The 19,144-nt window shown below is 69.9% G+C and carries 19 protein-coding genes and 1 tRNA gene; 11 read left to right on the forward strand and 9 right to left on the reverse strand.

The window, feature by feature from the left end; genetic code table 11:
- From OG500_RS18910 to OG500_RS18930, 5 genes are all read left to right on the forward strand, one after another.
- Nucleotides 1-1,014 (forward strand): LLM class flavin-dependent oxidoreductase, encoded by a 1,014-nt coding sequence (locus OG500_RS18910; protein ID WP_327067877.1) that lies wholly within the window; start codon nt 1-3, stop codon nt 1,012-1,014.
- 20 nt (nt 1,015-1,034) lie between these two features.
- Nucleotides 1,035-1,796 (forward strand): thioesterase II family protein, encoded by a 762-nt coding sequence (locus OG500_RS18915; protein WP_327071599.1) that lies wholly within the window; start codon nt 1,035-1,037, stop codon nt 1,794-1,796.
- A 177-nt stretch (nt 1,797-1,973) separates the two neighbouring features.
- Nucleotides 1,974-2,924 (forward strand): diacylglycerol/lipid kinase family protein, encoded by a 951-nt coding sequence (locus OG500_RS18920; protein ID WP_327067878.1) that lies wholly within the window; start codon nt 1,974-1,976, stop codon nt 2,922-2,924.
- Between the two features lie 153 nt (nt 2,925-3,077).
- Nucleotides 3,078-3,446, forward strand: coding sequence for a nuclear transport factor 2 family protein (locus OG500_RS18925; protein ID WP_327067879.1), 369 nt, complete (start codon nt 3,078-3,080; stop codon nt 3,444-3,446).
- Nucleotides 3,447-3,569: 123 nt separating this feature from the next.
- Nucleotides 3,570-5,129, forward strand: coding sequence for an MmgE/PrpD family protein (locus OG500_RS18930; protein ID WP_327067880.1), 1,560 nt, complete (start codon nt 3,570-3,572; stop codon nt 5,127-5,129).
- 81 nt (nt 5,130-5,210) lie between these two features.
- On the opposite strand, the gene OG500_RS18935 is transcribed toward OG500_RS18930, so the two are convergent.
- From OG500_RS18935 to OG500_RS18955, 5 genes are all read right to left on the reverse strand, one after another.
- Nucleotides 5,211-5,840 carry a helix-turn-helix domain-containing protein gene (locus OG500_RS18935; RefSeq protein ID WP_329581797.1) on the reverse strand — a complete coding sequence of 210 codons (630 nt, stop codon included), beginning with the start codon at nt 5,838-5,840 and terminating at the stop codon, nt 5,211-5,213.
- 163 nt (nt 5,841-6,003) lie between these two features.
- The gene (locus tag OG500_RS18940) at nt 6,004-6,378 is read right to left on the reverse strand and encodes a PaaI family thioesterase (RefSeq protein ID WP_327071600.1); all 375 of its coding nucleotides are present in this window, start codon (nt 6,376-6,378) and stop codon (nt 6,004-6,006) included.
- Between the two features lie 55 nt (nt 6,379-6,433).
- Nucleotides 6,434-7,627: a cytochrome P450 gene (locus OG500_RS18945; protein ID WP_329581800.1), complete on the reverse strand. Its 1,194-nt coding sequence runs from the start codon at nt 7,625-7,627 to the stop codon at nt 6,434-6,436.
- A 226-nt stretch (nt 7,628-7,853) separates the two neighbouring features.
- Nucleotides 7,854-9,320, reverse strand: coding sequence for an MFS transporter (locus OG500_RS18950; RefSeq protein ID WP_327067883.1), 1,467 nt, complete (start codon nt 9,318-9,320; stop codon nt 7,854-7,856).
- Between the two features lie 204 nt (nt 9,321-9,524).
- Entirely contained in the window at nt 9,525-10,142 is a 618-nt protein-coding gene (locus tag OG500_RS18955; RefSeq protein ID WP_329581804.1) for a TetR-like C-terminal domain-containing protein, read from the reverse strand.
- A gap of 134 nt (nt 10,143-10,276) precedes the next feature.
- Here OG500_RS18955 and OG500_RS18960 point away from each other — a divergent pair, with 134 nt between their 5' ends.
- Entirely contained in the window at nt 10,277-11,491 is a 1,215-nt protein-coding gene (locus tag OG500_RS18960; RefSeq protein WP_329581807.1) for an alpha/beta hydrolase family protein, read from the forward strand.
- 84 nt (nt 11,492-11,575) lie between these two features.
- Here OG500_RS18960 and OG500_RS18965 read toward each other — a convergent pair whose 3' ends face one another.
- The 3 genes from OG500_RS18965 to OG500_RS18975 all read right to left on the reverse strand — a co-directional run bounded on the left by OG500_RS18965 (nt 11,576) and on the right by OG500_RS18975 (nt 13,148).
- The gene (locus OG500_RS18965) at nt 11,576-12,691 is read right to left on the reverse strand and encodes a hypothetical protein (protein WP_329581810.1); all 1,116 of its coding nucleotides are present in this window, start codon (nt 12,689-12,691) and stop codon (nt 11,576-11,578) included.
- Nucleotides 12,692-12,837: 146 nt separating this feature from the next.
- Nucleotides 12,838-12,978, reverse strand: a tRNA-Gly gene (locus tag OG500_RS18970).
- Nucleotides 12,948-13,148: a hypothetical protein gene (locus OG500_RS18975; RefSeq protein WP_329581813.1), complete on the reverse strand. Its 201-nt coding sequence runs from the start codon at nt 13,146-13,148 to the stop codon at nt 12,948-12,950. Before OG500_RS18975 ends, OG500_RS18970 begins: the two co-directional genes overlap by 31 nt.
- A 36-nt stretch (nt 13,149-13,184) precedes the next feature.
- On the opposite strand from OG500_RS18975, the gene OG500_RS18980 reads away from it, so the two are divergent.
- The 5 genes from OG500_RS18980 to OG500_RS19000 all read left to right on the forward strand — a co-directional run bounded on the left by OG500_RS18980 (nt 13,185) and on the right by OG500_RS19000 (nt 17,876).
- Entirely contained in the window at nt 13,185-13,367 is a 183-nt protein-coding gene (locus tag OG500_RS18980) for a hypothetical protein (protein WP_329581815.1), read from the forward strand.
- Between the two features lie 122 nt (nt 13,368-13,489).
- The gene (locus tag OG500_RS18985) at nt 13,490-13,810 is read left to right on the forward strand and encodes a type II toxin-antitoxin system RelE/ParE family toxin (RefSeq protein ID WP_329581817.1); all 321 of its coding nucleotides are present in this window, start codon (nt 13,490-13,492) and stop codon (nt 13,808-13,810) included.
- A gap of 52 nt (nt 13,811-13,862) precedes the next feature.
- Entirely contained in the window at nt 13,863-14,990 is a 1,128-nt protein-coding gene (locus OG500_RS18990) for an ImmA/IrrE family metallo-endopeptidase (RefSeq protein WP_329581820.1), read from the forward strand.
- Between the two features lie 338 nt (nt 14,991-15,328).
- Nucleotides 15,329-16,369 carry a hypothetical protein gene (locus OG500_RS18995; protein WP_329581823.1) on the forward strand — a complete coding sequence of 347 codons (1,041 nt, stop codon included), beginning with the start codon at nt 15,329-15,331 and terminating at the stop codon, nt 16,367-16,369.
- Nucleotides 16,370-17,258: 889 nt separating this feature from the next.
- On the forward strand, nt 17,259-17,876 hold the full coding sequence (locus tag OG500_RS19000; RefSeq protein ID WP_329581827.1) for a hypothetical protein: 618 nt from the start codon (nt 17,259-17,261) through the stop codon (nt 17,874-17,876).
- Between the two features lie 105 nt (nt 17,877-17,981).
- Here the strand turns inward: OG500_RS19000 and OG500_RS19005 are convergent, their stop codons facing one another.
- Nucleotides 17,982-19,139: a hypothetical protein gene (locus OG500_RS19005; protein WP_329581829.1), complete on the reverse strand. Its 1,158-nt coding sequence runs from the start codon at nt 19,137-19,139 to the stop codon at nt 17,982-17,984.
- Nucleotides 19,140-19,144 lie beyond the last annotated feature (5 nt).

A 19,144-nucleotide genomic window follows, 5' to 3' on the forward strand; every position in this document is an offset into this window, starting at 1 on the left:
ATGTCCTCGTCCGCCGGGCCACCCCAGCTGGGCATCCTGCTGCCGACCCGGGAGCAGGCCATCAGCGGCGGCTACTCGGCCGCGCCGCTGCTCGACTTCGCACGGCAGGCCGAGTCGCTCGGATTCGACTCGCTCTGGGCGGGCGACTCGCTCACCGCCCGCCCCCGGCTGGACCCGCTGGTCGTGCTCTCCGCCGCCGCGGCGGTGACCAGCCGGATCACGGTCGGCACCGCCGCGCTGACCCCCGCCCTGCGCCACCCGCTGATCGGCGCCAACCTGATCGCCAGCCTGGACCACGTGGCCGCCCGCCGCCTGGTGCTCGGCCTGGGCTCGGGCTTCCCGATGCCCGAGACCGAGGCCGAGTTCGCCTCGGTCGGCGCCTCCTTCGCCGGCCGGGTCGGCCGGCTGGACGAGATCACCGCGCTGTGGCGGCGGGCCTGGCACGCGGGCGAGCCCGGCGCGCCGACCTCCTTCGAGGGCAGGTACTGGCAGGCCGAGGGCCTGGACCGGCTGCCGCGACCCAGCACCCCCGGCGGCCCGCCGCTCTGGCTGGCCGGCAGCGACACGCCCAAGGTGCTGGCCCGGGTCGCCCGCGACTACGACGGCTGGCTGCCGTTCCTGCCCTCCACCGAGGCCTACGCGAGCGCCCGCGAGCGGCTCGCCGAGCTGAGCGTCGAGGCCGGCCGCGCCCCGGACGCGGTGACCCCCGCGCTCTACGCCACGATCACCGTCAACCGCGACGAGGCCGCGGCCAAGGCCGAGCTGGAGCACTACATCGGCCACTACTACGGCCGTTCGCTGGCACAGATGGCCGCCATCCAGGCCTACGGCTGGGGCAGCGCCGAGCGCTGCGCCGAGTGGCTGGCCGGCTACGTGCGGGCCGGCGCCCGCCACATCGTGATCCGGATCGGGTCCTACGACCCGCAACCGCACCTTCAGGAGATCGCCGAGGTGCTGCTGCCCGCAGTGCGCGCGCTCGGCGCACCGACCATCGCCGTTGGGAGTGCATCGTGACCGTTGTCCTGGGCCAGGAGATGTCGAAGGCCGGCCACTGGTTCCATCCGGTGGAACCCTCGCCGGAGGCCTCCGTGCGGCTGTTCATGCTGCCGCACGCCGGCAGCGGCGCGGTCATCTACCGCGACTGGGAGTCCCTGCTGCCCGCCGACATCGCCCCGCAGGCGGTGACCCTGCCCGGCCGGCACAACCGGCGCTACGAGGAGAGCTACGAGGACTGGGACCCGCTGCTGGACGCGCTCTACGACGCCGTCCTCGACGACCTGGACGACCGTCCCTTCGCCTTCTTCGGCCACTGCCTCGGCGCCCAGCTGGCGTTCCGGCTGACCATCAAGCTGGAGCAGGAGGGCGGCCCGAAGCCGATCATGATCGGCATGTCGGGCTGGTCCCCGGAGGGCTTCTTCCAGCCCACCGAGGAGCAGAGCCGGATGCCCGACGCCGAGATGGTCGAGTGGATCAAGAAGCTGGGCTCGTTCCCCGCCGAGGTCTACGACAACCCGCAGATGCTCGCCCTGGTCGTGCCGGCGCTGCGGGCAGACCTGCGGGTGGCCGCCCAGTACGTCGACGACGGCGCCAAGGTCGAGTGCCCGCTGGCCTCCTACGGCGGCCGTTCGGACCCGCTGCAGGAGCGCCCGGACGCCATGAGCCACTGGGCCGAGCGCACCCCCAGCTACCTGGGCCACAACGAGTACGCCGGCGGCCACTTCTACATCGACAGCCACGCCCAGGCCGTCACCAGCCACTTCGCGCACCGGCTGCAGCGCCTGGTGGCGTCCCGCTGAGACGGCGGCCCTGGGCCTGGCGCGTGCATGAACTGACGCTCAGTCAGTCGCGCGTCAGGCCGCCGTCAGGACCGTTCGCCATAGTCGGAACAGAAGCGATGCGGCGGCCACACCGGAACCCCGGCCCGCCACCCGATGCACCGACTGGATCCATCGACCGAAGGAGGAGTCCCGGAGATGGCCGATCCCATCCACGCGGCTGGCCCGTCCCGGGCCCTCATCGTCGCCAACCCGGCCTCGGGCTCGCACAACCCGCAGCTGGTCTACGAGGTCGAGGAACTCTGCGCCGACTACCTGCGGCACGCCGAGGTCCACAGCACCACCGGCCCCGGTGACGCGACCACCGCGGTCCGCCGCGCCCTGGAGCGCACCGAGGGCGCACCGGACCTCGTCGTCGCGATCGGCGGCGACGGCACCGTGCGCGAGGTGGTGCAGGGGCTGGTCGAGGCCGCCGGCAGCCGGGCGGCCCTGTTCGTCGTCCCCGGCGGCACCGGCAACTCCGGTTACCGGATGCTGTGGGGCGACCGCTTCTGGGCCGAGACCCTCAAGTCGGTGCTGGCCGACTCCGGCCCGGGCGGCGGCTCCCGGCTGCGCCGCCTCGACCTGGCCAGACTCGTCGAGACCGACCGGGTGGTCTACCTCGGCGGCTGTTCCGGCGTGATCGCCGACTCGCTGATCACCGCCCGCAGCGTGCCGGAGAGCGGCCGGGCCCGCTACGCCCGGGCCTACGCCGAGACCGCGCGCGGCTACCGGCCCTACCCGGGCCGGGTCACCGTCGACGGCAAGGTGGTGCACGAGGGCCCGACCACGCTGGCCAACGTCGGCGGCGGCCGCTACCGCGGCGGGCAGTACCTGGTGCTGCCGCACTCGCTGCTCGACGACGGCCTGCTCGACGTCTGCGTCATCGGCGACGTGCCGGCCGCCGAGGTGCCGGCCCTCACCCTCCAGGCCGCCCACCTGACCCACCCCGCCACCGTCTACGCCCGCGGCCGGCGGATCACCGTCGAGCGCACCGACGGTGAGCGGCTCCCCCTCGAACACGACGGGGAGTACCAGGAGGACCTCGGCTCCCGCGCGACCTTCGAGGTCATGCCCGGTGCCCTGGCCGCCTGGGCACCGGCCGAATAGAGCTTCCGGCACCGCCGTCGGCACGCCCGAGCGTGCACCCGCGGCAGCCGGTCACCCCGGTGCGGCAGCCATCCGCACCGCGCCGCCGCACCAGCGGCACACCGTTGCGCCACCCGTTACCCGTATGCGAACCCCGTACCGAAGGGACACACCATGAGCGACCTGGTCGAGACCGTCAACCGCTACCTCGCCATCTGGAACGAGGCGGACGCCGACAACCGCGCAGCCGCCATCGCCGAGCTCTTCACCGCGGACGCCCCGTACATCGACCCGCTGGCCGCCGTGGCGGGCCACGAGGGCATCGCGGCCGTCCTCACCGGCGCCCGCGACCAGTTCAAGGGCCTCTCCTTCGAGCTGCTCGGCACCGTCGACACCCACCACAACATCGCCCGGTTCCAGTGGGGCCTGGTGACCGAGGCGGGTGCCGAGCCGATCGCGATCGGCTTCGACGTCGCCGTCACCAACGAGGACGGCCGGATCACCGGCGTCTACGGCTTCCTCGACAAGCTGCCGGCCGCCTGACCGGTCGGGGCGCCGCCTGAGGGCGCCCCGACCACCGCGTGGAGCTGCCGGGTCCCACCCCCGTACCCGGCAGCTCCCGCTCTGCTGTCAAGACCCGTACCGGACAAGGGATGTGACACAGTCATGGCGTCGGTCCTGAGCGAGGACGTGCTGTCCGCCCTCTGCGAGGAGTGGCAACGACCCGGCGGCGGGCCGCGCCACCCGAGGGCCTCGGCCGACACCCCGCTGCGGGAGCTGGCGCAGTGGGCCGCGGCCCTGCGCCCCACCGACATACCCTGCCGGGTACTGAAACTGGCGGCCAGTCAGGTGCTCTCCCAGGCGGCCTCGATCCGCGCCGGGCTGGCACACCCGCTGGGCCGCCGGCTGGTCGCCGCCTTCGGCCACCCGCTGCAGCCCGACCCCCGCGCCTCCGCCGCCATGTTCGCGGCACTCGGCTCCTGGCTCAACCTGGACGACACCGCCTACGCCGGCCACCTGTCCAACTCCACCGTCGCCGTCCCGCTCGCCTACGCCTACGCGCGCCAGCTGGACGGCCTTTCGCTGCTCACCGCGGTGGTGGCCGCCAACGAGTGCGCCGCGCGGATCACCGCCTCGGCCACCCTGGGCCCGCTGCGCGGCCAGAGCGCGGTGCACACCCACCTGGCCGGCGCGGTCGCCGGGCGGCTGCACTGCGACCGGGCGCCGGGCCGGGTCTGGGAGGACGCCTTCGGCCTCGCCCTGGCCATGCCCAACTGGCCGCTGATGCGCGGCTTCCTGGCGAGCGACGCGCGCCTGTTCAACACCTTCACCCCGGTGCGCACCGCCATGGACGCCTGCGACGGCGCGATCGCCGGACTGCGCGGCGCCCCCGACATCATCGAGCACGAGGACGGCTTCCTCGCCCGGTTCGCCACCGTCCCGCTCCCCCAGGCGGTCGCCAAGGGACTGGGCCGGCGCTGGCACACCGACACCCTCTCGTTCAAGGTGCACCCCGGCGGCCCCGGCATCGACGCGGCGATCGACTGCGCCGCGGAGATCCACCGGGTCCTGGGGCCGATCCGCCCCGAGGACGTCGCGGACATCGTGGTCGAGGCCTCGCTCTACACGCTCTTCGCCGGCCAGCGCGCCTCCGCCTACATCTGCGGCCCCGGATCCCCGCTGGGCGCACTCGTGCTGGACGTGCCCTACCCGGTCGCCACCACGCTGCTGACCGGGGAGTTCGGCGTGGACGACTTCTCCTCGCCACTGCTGGACGACCCCGCCCGCTGGAACCTGGCCCGCCGCATCCGGCTCGAGCACGACACCGCGATGACCCGCGAACTCTTCGCCTCCGACGCGCCGTTCGGCGAGGCGGTGCGCGAGGCCGGTGCCCGCGCGCTGCCCTGGCTGCGCGGCTTCGGCGGCGACGAACTGGTCGAGCTGGTGGGCACCCTCGGCGGCGAGACCCCCGACTTCACCGGGTCGACCAAGGCCACCGGCGCCCGCGTCGTGGTGCGGATGAAGGACGGCCGCACCATCACCCGCTCCCGCCTCATCCCGATCGGCGCGGCCGGGCCGGACACCCGGGTGAACCACGCCGAGATGATGCGCCAGAAGTTCCTCTCCGTGGGCGGCCCGCAGCGGGTCGCCGACACCGCCGCCAGCCTGCACCGGATGCGTCCGCGCGCGGTGCGCCGCTGGGTCGAGGCGGCGTTCCTGGGCTGACCGGCCGGCCGCTGTCCGTGCCGCGGTCCGTGCCGCAGTCCGTGCCTCGGTCCGTGTCACTGTCCGTGCCGCCGGCCGCCGTCAGTACCGCCAGAGCTCCACGCGGGTCCGGGCGGCGCCGGCGCTGCCGGCCGCGCCCAGCGTCGTGGCCAGCAGCTCCCACAGCCCCGCCACCCTCGTGCGCAGCCCCGCCCGCTCCAGCGCCGCCCCGGTCCCGTAGGCCCCGAACAGCACCGCCACGACCAGGTCCGCCGGCACCGCCGGGTCCACCGCCGCCCCGCACCCCCGCCCCTGCTGCGCCCGCGCCACCAACTGCCGTACCGCGCAGCCGATCCGGACCGGCAGCGCCGGCGGTACGCCCGTCGCGCACGCCTCCTCCACGGCCAGCCGGAACGCCGCGTGCGCCCAGTCGTCCTGCTGGAGCAGCGAGGCCGCGCCCAGCATCAGCGCCCGCAGCCCCTCCAGCGGCTCCCCGGAGCCGATCTGCTGGTCGGCCAGCAACTCCTCGCCCGCCTGGGCGAGATGGCCGGCGAAGACCTCGGCCAGCTCCTCCTTGGTGGCGAAGTGGGCGTAGAGCGCGCCCTTGGTCATGCCGATCCGGTCCGCGATCCGCTGCAGGTTCGCCTCGGCGTACCCGTACTGCGCGAACTCCCGTGCGGCGGCGTCGAGCACCAGGCCGCGCGTCTTCAGGCCCCGAGCCTGCTTGGGCAAGGCGTCCACACCTCCTGGATCACAGCCGGACCGGCCCTGGGCGCTCAGCTGCCCCGGTGCGTGGCGGGACCAGTGTGGTGCGCGGCGCTGACACGCCTCTGACGCGGCCGGCGGACGGGTTCTCCCTGTCCGCCGGCCGCGTCCAACGGGCCTTTGGGCGCGCTCAGTCCGGCCGGCGCACCTGTACCGCCTGGGTCTGCGTGGTGCGGCCCACCAGTCGCCCCTGCTCGCCGTACAGCTCGGTCTGCACCGTGACGAACGAGCGCCCGGTGTGCAGCGGCGTGGCGAGCGCGGCGACCGTCCCGCCGCGGACCGCCCGGAAGAAGTGGGTCGAGGACTCCACCGTGCTGGTCGAGGCCCCCTCGGGCAGGTTGAGGAAGGCGCACACCGCGCCCACCGCGTCCGCCAGCGACATCAGCGCGCCGCCGTGCAGGACCCCGCCCGCGGTGCACAGCCGCGGCGCCCAGTCCAGTTCGCCGCGCACCTCGCCGGCCGAGGCGGCGGACAGCCGCACCCCGAGCCCGACGGCGTACGGCATCAGTTCGAGCAGGGCCTCGGGCGGCACGGCTTCGGACGACGACACGGGTCACTCCCTACCAGGTGACGGGCAGTTGGTTCAGACCGTAGACGATGGTGTTCTCCCGGAAGTCCACCTTCGCCTCGTCCACCGCGAGGCGCAGCGTGGGGAACCGGGTGAACAGCGCGCGCAGGCAGACCTCCAGCTCCATCCTGGCCAGCGGTGCGCCCGGGCACAGGTGCGGGCCGTGGCCGAAGGCGATGTGCGCCCGCGCGTCCCGCTGCACGTCCAGCCGGTGCGCGTCGGGGAAGACCGACTCGTCGTGGTTGGCGCTGGGGATCGCCACGATCACGCCCTCGCCCTTGGCGATCCGGGCGCCACCGAGCTCGACGTCCTCGATCGCCGCCCGCACCTGGTTGTCCTGCGAGATCGACCAGTAGCGCAGCAGCTCGTCGACGGCCGGCCTGAACAGCTCGGGGTCCTCGCGCAGGTGGGCCAGCTGCTCGGGGTCGCGCAGCAGGCTCAGCACGCTCAGGCTGATCTGGTGCGCGGTGGTCTCGTGGCCGGCCACCAGGAAGAACCGCCCCATGGCGACCAGTTCCTGATGGGTCAGCTCGCCGGTCGCCACGTACCGCTGCGCCAGCCGGCTGAGCATGTCGTCCTGCGGGTCGCGCTCCTTCTGCGTGGTCAGGCGGTCCAGGTACTGGGACATCTCCACGAAGGCCGCGAGGATCTCCTCGCCGCTGGCCTCCTGGGACAGGATGGTGCGGCTCTGCTCGGTGAAGGCGTGCTCGTCCTCCTCCGGGACGCCGAGCATCCGGGCGATCACCAGCGAGGGCAGCCGGACGGCGAAGTTGTCGACCAGGTCGACCGGGCGCGGGCCCGCCGCCAGCTCGTCGAGCAGCCGGTCCACCAGCAGCTCGACCTCCGGGCGCATGGCGCGGGTGCGGCGGGCGGTGAACTCGGTCATCGCCATCCGGCGCAGCCGTCCGTGCTCCGGGTCGTCCATCCGGTTGAAGGACATGACGCCGGGCTCGGGCGGCAGTTGGATGCGGATCGGGAAGCCGGGCTGCTGGTCGTCCGCGCTGAAGCGCGGGTCGGTCAGCACCTGGCGCACCTGGTCGTGCCGCGTCACCAGCCAGGCCTCACCGTCCCGTATCCGCACCTTCAGCGGCGGCTGGTCGCGCAGCGCGCGGTAGGCGTCGGGCGGCGAGTAGGGGCAGGAACGCGGCATGGGCCAGGCGGAGAACGCCTCGATGGTGTCAGACACGGCTGGTACCTCTGGCTGCGGTGGGGTGGCATCAGTGGACAACCACCATGCTGCGCCGATGCTCTGACCTCGAACTGATCTCCGACTGACTCGCTCCCGCTCCCCCGGCCCCCGGCACGTGGCCCCTGCATCACGCTCCCCGCAGCACGCGCGAAGGCCGGCGGGCGCTCCGGAGTCTGCTCCGAAGCCCCCGCCGGCCAGGCGGTCCTGCACCGTTCTGCTCAGCTCACCCCTGCGGGGCGGACGGCCGGGGCAGCAACTGCACCAGGGCGGCGACCAGCACGCAGATCCCCGCCTGCACGAACAGGGCGGTACCGAACGCGCCGGGGTAGCCGTTGGTGCCGCTGTGGTGGCCGGCCACGGTGAAGAAGACCACGCCGATGATCGCGATGCCCACGGCGTTGCCCATCTCCTGCGCGGTGGAGAACACCCCGGAGGCGGCGGCCGCGTACTGCGGCCGGACACCCGCCAGCACCAGCGAGGTGAGCGGCGCGACGACCAGGCCCATGCCGGCGCCGCAGATCACCATCGCCGGGATGCACCAGACCACCGAACCGCTGTGGTGCAGCTCCGAGGCGGTCTCGGCGAGCGCCACGTAGCCCAGCGCCTGCACCAGCACGCCCAGCGCCAGCACCTGCCGCCCCAGCTTCGCCGCGACCCGGGGAGCCTGGGTGGAGGCGAGGAAGAAGCCCAGGCCCAGCGGCATGAAGAGCAGACCCGAGGTGAGCGCCCCGGTGCCGCGGCCCTCCTGCAGGTAGAGCGCGAGCACCAGGAAGAAGGAGGCCATCACCGAGAAGACGCCGAAGATGGCCGCCACCCCGACACTGAACGAGCGGTCACCGAACATCGCGGGGTTGACCAGCGGCGACTTGTCACGCGCCACCAGCCGGCGCTGCAGCAGCCAGAAGGCGGCCAGCAGCGGGACCGCGGCGATCAGGCACTCCCAGGTCCAGGTGGGCCAGCCCTGCTGGCGGCCGAGCACCAGCGGCAGCACGATCGCGGTCAGGCCCGCGGTGACCAGGACGGAACCGACCAGGTCCAGCCCGGTGCGGCCGTCGGACTTCGACTCGGGCACCTTCTTCGGCGCCAGCAGCAGGACCACCACACCGATCGGCACGTTGATCAGGAAGATGGTCCGCCAGTCCAGGCCGAAGATGTTCGCCTTGATCAGCAGACCGCCGACCAGCTGCCCGAACACCGCCGAGGCACCGAGCGCCAGCCCGTAGGCGTTGAACGCGGTGACCCGGTTCTTGCCCTCGTAGGCCGTGGTCAGGATGCCCAGCACCTGCGGGATCACCAGCGCGGCAGCCGCACCCTGGACCCCGCGGGCGATGATCAGCTCGATCATGTTCGGCGCGATGCCGCACACCAGCGAGGAGAGGGCGAACAGCGCCAGGCCGACCGAGAAGATCCGCCGCCGTCCGTAGAGGTCGCCCAGCCGGCCACCGGTGATCAGCATGGCCGACAGACCGATGTTGAAGGTGGCGGCGACGAGCTGGATCTGCGCCGGGCTCGCGTGCATCCCCTTCTGCAGCGACGGGATGGCCACATTGACGATGAAGAAATCAAGATTGGTGATGAACAGACCGGCCAGCACCACCAGGAGCGCCCCCCAGGCCGGCTTGCCCGCCGAACCCTCCGGGGGCGCCGCAGCCTCGGCCGCGCCGCTTTTCACTTCTGCTTCGGTGGTCATGTCGAGCCCTCCCTGAGTCATGACTTGGGGCAATCACTGTGAAGAAACAGCGCTGACTCCGTCCGACCCGTTTCCGCTCTCGCCCCCAGCGAGGTCACACGGCGCCCACACCCGTCCATGCAACCAAAGCCCGCTGACGCGGCGCTGACATCCGATGACGCAGCGCACGCACCCCCGGCCGCAGCCGGTCCGCCCCTCTCCTCATCAGGCGGCGAAGGCGGCGAGCAGCTTGTCGGCGAGCCGGTCGAGGTAGTCGGGCCCGGTCGGGGTGTGGACCACCGCGAGGCGCCAGTAGAGGGGGCCGGCGAGGAAGTCGAGCGCGAGTTCGCGGTCGACGTCCTCGGGGAGTTCGCCGCGTGCGACCGCCCGCTCCAGCATGCTCGTGGCCTTGGCACGGCGGGTGTCGCGGACGGCGCCGAAGAGCGCCTGGGCCAGCTCGGGGTTGCGGGTGGCCTCGGCGAGCAGGTCGGGGATGATCTTCGACGGCAGCCGGTGGCGCAGCGCGGCGGCGGACTCCGTGAGGAGGGCGAGCACGTCGCCGCGCAGGCTCCCGCTGTCGGCGAGTTCGGGTCCGTCGACCGCGACCGCGCAGACCAGGGCGACGGTCATCTCCAGTTTGGACGGCCAACGGCGGTAGATCGCGGCCTTGCCCGCCCCGGCCCGCTTGGCGACGGCCTCCAGGGAGAGCCGCGCGTAGCCGACCGAGGCCAGCTCCTCGAAGAAGGCGGCCGAGATCGCCGCCGTCACCGAGTCCTGGAGCACGGGCCCGCCGGGGAGCCGGCGTTCGGGGGCGGGCGTCTGGGGCGTGAGTGAGCTGGACATGCCCCGAACCTACACCAGGCGGAACGCTTGCGTCTCGACTAGGCGAGGGCTACTGTCGTTCCCGTAGCCGAGACGAACCCGTTCCGTCTCGATAAAGCACCCCATCGGCCAGCCCGACCATTCAGGAGCACCCCATGCGATTCCTGTTCGAGGACGAGTCCTTCTCCTTCGAGGCCCTGCGCGCCGCCGGCTTCGCCAACGACGGCGGCGCCGACCTGGGCGAGGTCGTCACCGCCGCCCGGAACATCCCCGAGGGCGACGAGGAGGCCTGGCTGCGCGAGTGGCGCAGCACCGCCGAGCGCGTCCACGCCATCGGCAACCGCGCCCTGGCGACCGGCCACCGGGTCAGCGCCCGCGAGGCCCTGCTGCGCGCCTCGAACTACTACCGCACCGCCGAGTTCTACCGCCGCGACGACCCCGCCGACGACCCCGAGGTCAAGCTCCTCTCCGGCCTCTCCCGCGAGACCTTCGCGACCGCCGCCTCCCTGATGGACACCCCCGTCGAGGCCGTGCGCATCCCCTACGAGGACACCAGCCTGCCCGGCTACCTCTTCCTCGTCGACGACTCCGGCACCCCCCGCCCCACCGTCGTCTTCACCAGCGGCTTCGACTCGACCCTGGAGGAGGCCTACTTCGTCATCGGCGCCGCCGCGCTGCGCCGCGGCTACAACGTGCTGGCCTACGACGGCCCGGGCCAGGGGGCGGCGCTGCGCGAGCAGGGCATGGTCTTCCGCCCGGACTGGGAGGCCGTGGTCACCCCGGTGGTCGACTACGCGCTGACCCGCCCCGAGATCGCCCCCGACCGCCTGGTCCTGCTGGGCTACAGCCTCGGCGGCTACCTGGTCGCCCGCGCCGCCGCCCACGACCACCGCCTGGCCGCCCTGGTCCTGGACGACGGCCTCTACAGCTTCGGCCAGGCCCACACCCGCTTCATGCCGCCGTTCCTGTGGGACTGGGTCCAGAGCGGCCGCGACGACCTCGCCAACCCCGTCCTGAACCTGCTCATGCGGACCAGCACCCAGCTCCGCTGGGCCCTGCGCAACGGCGTCTGGACCTTCGGCGCCACCTCCCCCGCCGACTACGTCCGCCGCACCACCGACTACACCCTCGACGGCGTCGCCCACCTCATCGACTGCCCCACCCTCGTCCTCGACGCCGAGAACGACCAGTTCTTCCACGGCCAGCCGCAGGAGGTCCAGGCCGCCCTCACCTGCCCGCACACCCTCATCACCCTCCCCGAGGCCGAGGGCGCCGGCGAGCACTGCCACATGGGCGCCATGGCCCGCTTCCAGCAACTCACCTTCGACTGGCTCGACACCACCCTGTCCACCACCCACCCCACCAGCTGACAGAGGCCCGGCCCAGGGATCACCCTCCCGAGGACCACCCTCCCGAGCCGGGCCGCGCACGGCGACGGAAACCGTCGCCCGTGCTCACCCCATCGGCGGCCAGGGCCCGGCAAGGAGAGCCCTGGCCTCGTCGGCGATCCGTTGCCCGAAGACGCCCCGGGGCGTGCCCCAGCCGTCCTCCCAGTCGTCGTATTCGCTGGTCCAGACACGGAACGGCACCAGGGCCTCCGGACACCCGAGCGGCTGCCAGCCCTCGTACGTGATCAGCCTGCCGCCCTCGATCGCGTTCATGCTGCCGTTGTCGATGAGCTGCAACCACCAGCGCACCAGAGCCCAGCGCGCATCCTCGTCAGCCACCGGGATCCCCTCGGCGAGGCCGAGTTCCTCGACGACCCTCACGAAGAGATCGCGGGCCTGCGACTCCTCGCAGCGGGTCAGGCCGGCGAGGTCACGGAGGGCGGGGGTGTCGATGTCCAGCACGAGCGCGACCAGCGCCGCCTGGATCATCGTGTCCGCCCCGATGTGACGACCGGTCAGCTGCTCGATCGCGAGCATGCGCAGGTGCTCGACGGCTTCGCCCCCAGTGACCGCGTAGGGATCGTGCGGGGTGCTGCCGGCCAGCCCCCGCAACGCGTCGCCGCCGAGGAAGTACGACCAGAACGGCACACTGGCCCAAGCGCCACCGAGGTCGGCGCTGGGATCGCCGAACTCGCGATGGAGGTAGTCCGCAAGGTCGTTGCCGTAGTAGACGATGTCGGTCTGGTGCACCGAGAGCACCGGATGCCCACTCTGATCGGCGATGCCGGGCAGATAGCGGTGCGAGTACACGGGCACCAGCTGCGGCACATCACGAAGCCGCATCTCCGCGAGCCGGACCGCCTCCCGACGCCCCTCCGGCCTCTCACCCCAACCCGGGTACCAGAAGCCCTGCTTGACGTCGAACAGCACCCCACTCACCGGCTGCTCCAGCCACCCGCGCAACTCCTCCGCGTCCCCACCCCGCCAGTCCGGCCACCCCCGCCCCAACGGCAGCCCCGCCTGCAGAAAGCTCCGGCGGTCCGCCGCGAACCTGAACCCGAACCGATCCTGCACCACCCCGACCTCGCCATCACTGAGACCAGGCCCGACGCTCACCGGAAGCACCGCCAACAGAGCGAGCGCCCGATCACGGGTCATGCGTTCGAACTGTCCAGAAGCCACGACCCGGCAGCATAACGACACCCCTCACCACCCGACCTCCTCCGGCACACCCCCACCGCAGGGATGCCACGACGGCCCCGAACGGGTCCGGAATGGGTCCGGACAACAAGAAAGCCCCAGGCCACTGACCTGGGGCTTTCCTTCTGAGCGGGCGACGAGAATCGAACTCGCGCTATAAGCTTGGGAATCTTTGGGCCATCAGGCCGAAACGGCCTCTGACCTGGGACGATACCTGAACGAGGAGCCCGTCGGGCGATCAGTTCTGACCGCCGCTGACCTTCGCCCACCACCCGTTCTGGCACGGATCTGGCACGGCCCTGAGCAGCTTCCCCAGGCGTCGCGGGTTGAGGACGTTGTCCGCCTCGATCGACCGGTCGGACTCGGCGAGCGCCATCCCGAGGTCGACCGTGGCGAGGGCGCGGTCATAGCCGGCCAGGGAGCAATCCCGACGCCGCATGGCTTCCTCAAGCCTCGCCATGGCGCGCGGACCGCCATGGACTGCCTCGCACAGACGCAGGGCACTGCCGACTACCGAGTCCGCGCCGAACTCCTCGGCACGGCGCACGGCCTCCTGTGCCAGTCGCCGGGCCTGGTCCGGTCCCTGGGCTGCCACCCCGAGCCCCAGATGTCCGGCCCATGGCGCCCGCTGCCGCAGGCAGCGGCGCTGAACCTCTGAGTCAACGTTGACCAGGCAACCCAATCGGGTGCTCTTCGGCCATCCGCGTCCGCGAGCCGTCACGAAGCGATACCGTTTACCAGCCAGGTTAAGGGTGTCAGAGGAGGGCGTTACTCTTGGAGGTGTCCTTCGAAGACCGAGGCATGGAACGCAACTGCGAGTCGGACCGTTCACGACGCAAGGCATTCGGTGAGCAACGCGCGAAGAAGCTGACCCTCCGGTTCCAGCACCTACGAGTCGCGGAGAGCCTCGAGGATCTTCGCTCGATGCCTGGTCACTGCCACGAACTCACTGCGAACTGGGCCGGTTGCCTGGCGCTCGACCTGGACGGTCCGTACCGACTGATCTTCAGACCGGAGAAAGCGGAGCAACACACAACGGGCGGCCTCGACTGGGCATCGGTGACTTCCATCGTGGTCGTAGCCATCGTTGACTACCACTGATCACCACCGAAGAACCTGACCGGGCGCAAGAGGCGCGAGGGGAGCGACCAACATGACCACCTCCGACGTCACACGCGAGCTGTACCCGGCGGCAGAGCCGGACACGGCTGTACCGCCGGGCGAAACGCTGCGCGAGTTGCTAGACGATCTCGAAATGACCCAGGCCGAGCTGGCTCGGCGAACGGGTCTCAGCGCGAAGCACGTCAACCGACTCGTGCAGGGGCTAGTGCCGTTGACAGCGGAGGTGGCGGACCAGCTGGCTCTAGTCACCGGGATGCCGGCCCGGCTGTGGAACAGGCTCGAGGCTGACTATCGAACCACGCAACAAACGCTACGGCTACGCCGTGACCCAGTGGCGGCATGGGATTGGGCTTCAGCGCTGCCGCTCAAGGCGCTCGTCGAGCGCGGGTTTCTACCACAGAAGCCCGAAGATCAGCTGTCGAGAGTAGACCAGGCACTGGCGTTCTTTGGAGTGGCAAGCGTTGAGGCCTGGCAGGAAGTATGTCTCACTCCACAGGTTGCATTCCGCCAGACGAAGGCATACACGGTCGACGATGCTGCAGTCGCAACCTGGTTGCGACTAGGCGAAGTAGCAGCTCGTGACCTGACCGTCGCGCCTTACGACGAAAATAACCTCAGGGACGTGCTACCTGAATTGCGTTCACTCACGACCGCGCCGCCCGAAAAGTCTATCCAGGGCGTAGTCGAGCTATGCCGAAACGCGGGCGTTGCAGTTGTTTTCGTAGCCGAAATTCCAGGTGCTCGCGCCAGCGGGGCAACCCGATGGCTGACACCGGACAAGGCGCTCGTCCAGCTGAGCCTCAGGTATAAGTCGGACGATCACTTGTGGTTCACTATTTTCCACGAGCTCGCGCATGTGCTACTGCACGGCAAGAGAGATTTGCACGTCGAGTCTGGGAAGATCGGAGAAAGCAACGATCCGCTAGAACAGCAAGCAGATCGGTTTGCCAGCAACCTGCTCATCCCGCCAGCGCAGGCACAGAGACTCAGGCAACTCCGCTCACTGGCTTCCATCGAGACCTTTGCAAGGGAGATCGGCGTTTCTCCCGGCATCGTCGTCGGCCGAATGCAACACGACAAAATCTGGCCATTTAATCGTGGCAATGGCCTGAAAAAACGCCTGCAACTAAAAGAGACTGTAGCTGCCGGAGCAGCATGAGAGGCGCAGCCGGACCGCAGGAATGGGTAGTTGTCGGATGTCTACTCACTCCCTGGGCCGACGTCGAGACGCTCCGGGCCGACGAAGCCGGCGATCTGGCCCTGGCCGAGGCCTCGCGGGAAGTACAGGGTCAGGGTCACGTCACCCACCCAAAGCAGGCTGCTGCCAGGCCTCCCGAGAGCGCGTCGAATGCACCCTTTCGGCCCTACGAAGAACCGGGAGATGGCGGAATGCCGCCGAGTATCGATCCAGCCCTCGCGAAGAAACGCATGATCGCCGGCGGGGCTTGGCCGATCGAGCCATACCCCGGCTCGGGAACCGCGTGGAGGTGCGTGTGCATGAACTGCGGAGAACTGCGCACCCCGACATACAAGCGGGTCTACACGCTGCGCCAGGGCCCCTGCAACGGACTCTGCCGCGCGGAAAAGATCTCGAAAAGCCGCAAGTTCAGCCCCGCCGTGGCGGCCGCCCTCATGCGCAAGGGCGGCTGGGAACCTCTGATAGAAGCGGACTACCCGGGCGCGAACTCACCCTGGTCGTGTCGTTGCACCACCTGTAAGACGGTCTACTCGAAGCAGCTCGGCAACGTCCGAGACCGACGCGCCGCCTGCCGGAACTGCATTGAGATCGCCATGAGCGAAGGCGCCTACGACGTCATGATCGCTGCTGACCTGGAACCCCAGGTTCCCTTCCGTCGGTCAGCTGCACCGTGGCTGTCCAAATGCCTGCGTACCGGCGCGCTGACGTCGCCGGCCCACTCCAACATCAAGAGATCCGGGCATCAGTGTGTGCCGTGCGGGCTGAGGAAGATGTCCGCCGCTTCCCAGCACAGTGACGCCGAAGCCAGGTCCCGCGTGCCGACGAACCTCATCCCCCAGGAGGCCTACCCCGGTAACGTGCTACTGCCCTGGAAAATGTTCTGCACCGACTGCGAGACGCTGCACGACAACCCCGGACTGCGGTTGAGCAACGTCAGCAGACGCGGAAGCGGATGCCCGAACTGCGGCCACCACGGGATTGAACTCGGCAAACCTGGCTACCTCTACCTCATCGTCCATACCGGCCTCAATGCACTGAAATGGGGCATCGCCAACGGCCCCCTACGGCTCAAACAGCACCGCGGCCAAGGATGGACGCCCCACGGGCAGTGGATGTACGACAAAGCGATCCATGCACGAAGCGTCGAACGACAGGTCGACGACTGGGTCAAGGGCCAGGGCATCGGCCCACCGCTCACTGTCGACCAGATGCCCTACGGCGGCTACAGCGAGACCGCCTCGCTGAGTGAGATCTCGGTCGCCACTGTGCTGGCGTACATGACAGACATTGCTGGCGGCAGCACCGGCCTCTTCGCGACCGTGCCACTCGCGAACCCATAAAATTCAGGCCCCGCGCGGGCGTTCGCGCTGCTGCAGGGTTCCAGGCGAGAAACCCGGCAGAGAAGCCGCAGACACCTAGCTGTCCAGCTAGCGGTCGTTCCCGAGCATGATGGCCTCACCGATCATGACCGGGCGGACAAGCTCCAGTAGTTAGATCCCCACACATGCCAGGAGGTCGTGTCCCGCCGTGTGTCACAGAGCGGGACGCCATCTTCGTCACCGCTACCCGGTTCGCCCGCCCCACCAAGACGTTCGCCCAAGAGAACGGGATCATCGCCGTCCACCGCGACCGCTGCGGCGTCCGGAACAACGGGGCCACCCTGGAATCGCTGGCTCACGTCAGCGGAGCCAGCCAAGGTGACACCCGCCATCGCACCCTGTGGAAGAAGACCTACCGAGCCAACAGGCGCTGATTCCAGAGCGGCCAACCAGGGTCTCGCCAGTTGGCCGCCTCCACGGGTGTGGATGCGGAGAGTGATGACCAGGTGGATTTAACTACTCAAACGTGAAAGTAATCGAACAGATAGACCAGCGCCCCACGGATGCGGCTAGCATCGGGCTGCCCGGTTGGTGCATCTCTTTTCCGTGCCGATCTGAACCGTTGTGGCGCAGGTCCTGGCCACCAAGAGACACTACGGGCAATGTTGGCCAGGCTGGACCGCGCACAGACTAGCCTGGCCGTAGGTGGCATGTGCCAGCCCGTGTCGGGGCTGACTCATGGCCGTTAGCGCTGGTGCGCCGGGTGCAAGCTTGAGCCGTGATGCACATGGGCGCAGGCGTCGAATGAGGCTTTGCCGCCCACGCGCCGTGTGGGCCGTGCCTGTTCGGACAGAGGCATGTACCGAGCCGTGACTGGGTTGCGGCTTCAGGACGAGGACAGGGTGAGGTCATGGCGGTTGCAGCGCGAGAACCCATGGAAATGGTCTCGGCGGCAGCCGCACCGGGCACGCTTCTGCCTGATGAGTCCCAAGTGGGTGCCGTCACGCTCCTGGGCACCCACGCCGTAGTCGCTTATCGCCGCGATGTCCAGGAGTGCCAGCGGCGCCATGAGGCTCGAACCGGCGTCCTTGGCCGCAGCGACGTACTCGATCTGCTCATGAGCCTGCCGGTGAACGCACCTGTTCCCGTAGCCTCGCTGACTGAAGCAGAGCGCCGCACCCTGAAGGCTGTACCCAGGGGCGCGGTTGTCCGTAGCAGTGGGATGGTCACCCGTCAGGTGATCCAGCCTTTGCGTGTTGACCTCGCCGTCGTTCCCGGAAGAGGCTGGGAAACGGCGATGGAGAAGGCCGAGCGGTTCACCCCGTTTTGCACGCGGGCGGTACTGGTCGAGGGTGCGTTGCGCCGTAAAGACGACGCGGTGATGCAAGCAGACTTCTACGGCATTGGTCTCCTCGTGGCAGTCGGCGACGAGGTGGATGTGTTGGTGCCGCCGCGGCCCTTCGTACGCAGGAGGCATAGTGCCGCGGCGTGGCGCTTCGTCGAAGAGGTTCACCGGCAGCTCGGCTGAGACGGTCCTCCGGACCGCAGTGCTTCGCTGGAGCACCTACTTGCGTCTGTAGGTGCCGGCCCAGTGAGGTCTGGTCAGCTCGCGGCCCTCGGCGGTCGAAGGTGCTCACCTTGTCCCGGCAGGAAGCGAGGCCCATGCTTTCAGCGGGGCCGGCGCTTGGAATCCTGCTCGCGAGGACACCCCGAGGCGCTGATTCTCGAGGGCGTACTGTTCCACTGCCATGGCGCACTTGTCGCGCCACCAACCTTGGCGGTCGGCATCGGCAGCGTGGGCGGCCATCTCGGACGCCCAGCCTCCCCACACGAGGACGTTGTGGTCCTCGGACTCCTGACGTGTCAGGCCATCGGGCTTGTCAAAGCGGTCCAGAGCCTGCCCGTCGCACTCGTCGCAGTAGCACACCGGGGGAGGAGTGTTGGCGTACTTGTTGGCCAGTCCCACAGCACCCTTGAAGCACATCAGGTTGGGCAGCAACACCTTCGGATACTGCGCTCCTCCGCCACTTGCCACAAGCGCACGCTCGCCCGGGGCAACGGAATGGCGCAGAGAACTATCCGAGCCGATCCCGGCGAACGAAGCCCCGTAGGCCATGGCGTCGAGCGCCGCGAGATCGCTACGCAGAAGAGCCATGTGCTCGACTTCGGACATGAGGCGCCGGAGGTTCGCGGGCATCTCCTTAGCGCCCTCGAGCGGGTCAAACTGGCCCGCCAGGATCAACGCCTTGGGCTGCTTGATCTGCGTGCAGACCGCAATGAGTTGCCTGATGTGGCTGTCCTTCAGCCACGTGGCGTCGATGGGCAGCGAGACGATGACGTCCCCTCGTTCGATCCGCTGTGCCGCATGCCATACCGCCTTGAGCGCCTTGGCGTTCTCGGGCTCGACATAGCCAGTCGGAGTGAGCGCGGCACTCGCTCCTCTGGCCTTCTGGAAGCTCAGTGACGTCTCAACATCGGCGAACATGTCGTCGCGCGGCAGGAGGAACGGCTCGTCGACGGTCGCGGTGTGTGTCTTGTACGGGGCGGAGTCGATCAGAAGGGGGCCGCTGAACCCCACCTCGGTCCGCAACTGGAAGGCACGCTCATCAGCCGTGTCGCCAGTCACCACGATCCCGCCGAGGTCATCATCGATCGAATGGCGCATCCGGGGGATGAAGCGAGTGTTTTCGTGAACCAGTACGCGGCCCTGGAGCAGTGGCAGCGGCGAAACGTTGGAATCCAGAATGCGCAGAGCGGTTGGGCGTTGGCCAGGAAACGAGAGCTCGGTCATCGAGG

The sequence above is a fragment of the Kitasatospora sp. NBC_01250 genome, from assembly GCF_036226465.1.
Taxonomy (GTDB): domain Bacteria; phylum Actinomycetota; class Actinomycetes; order Streptomycetales; family Streptomycetaceae; genus Kitasatospora.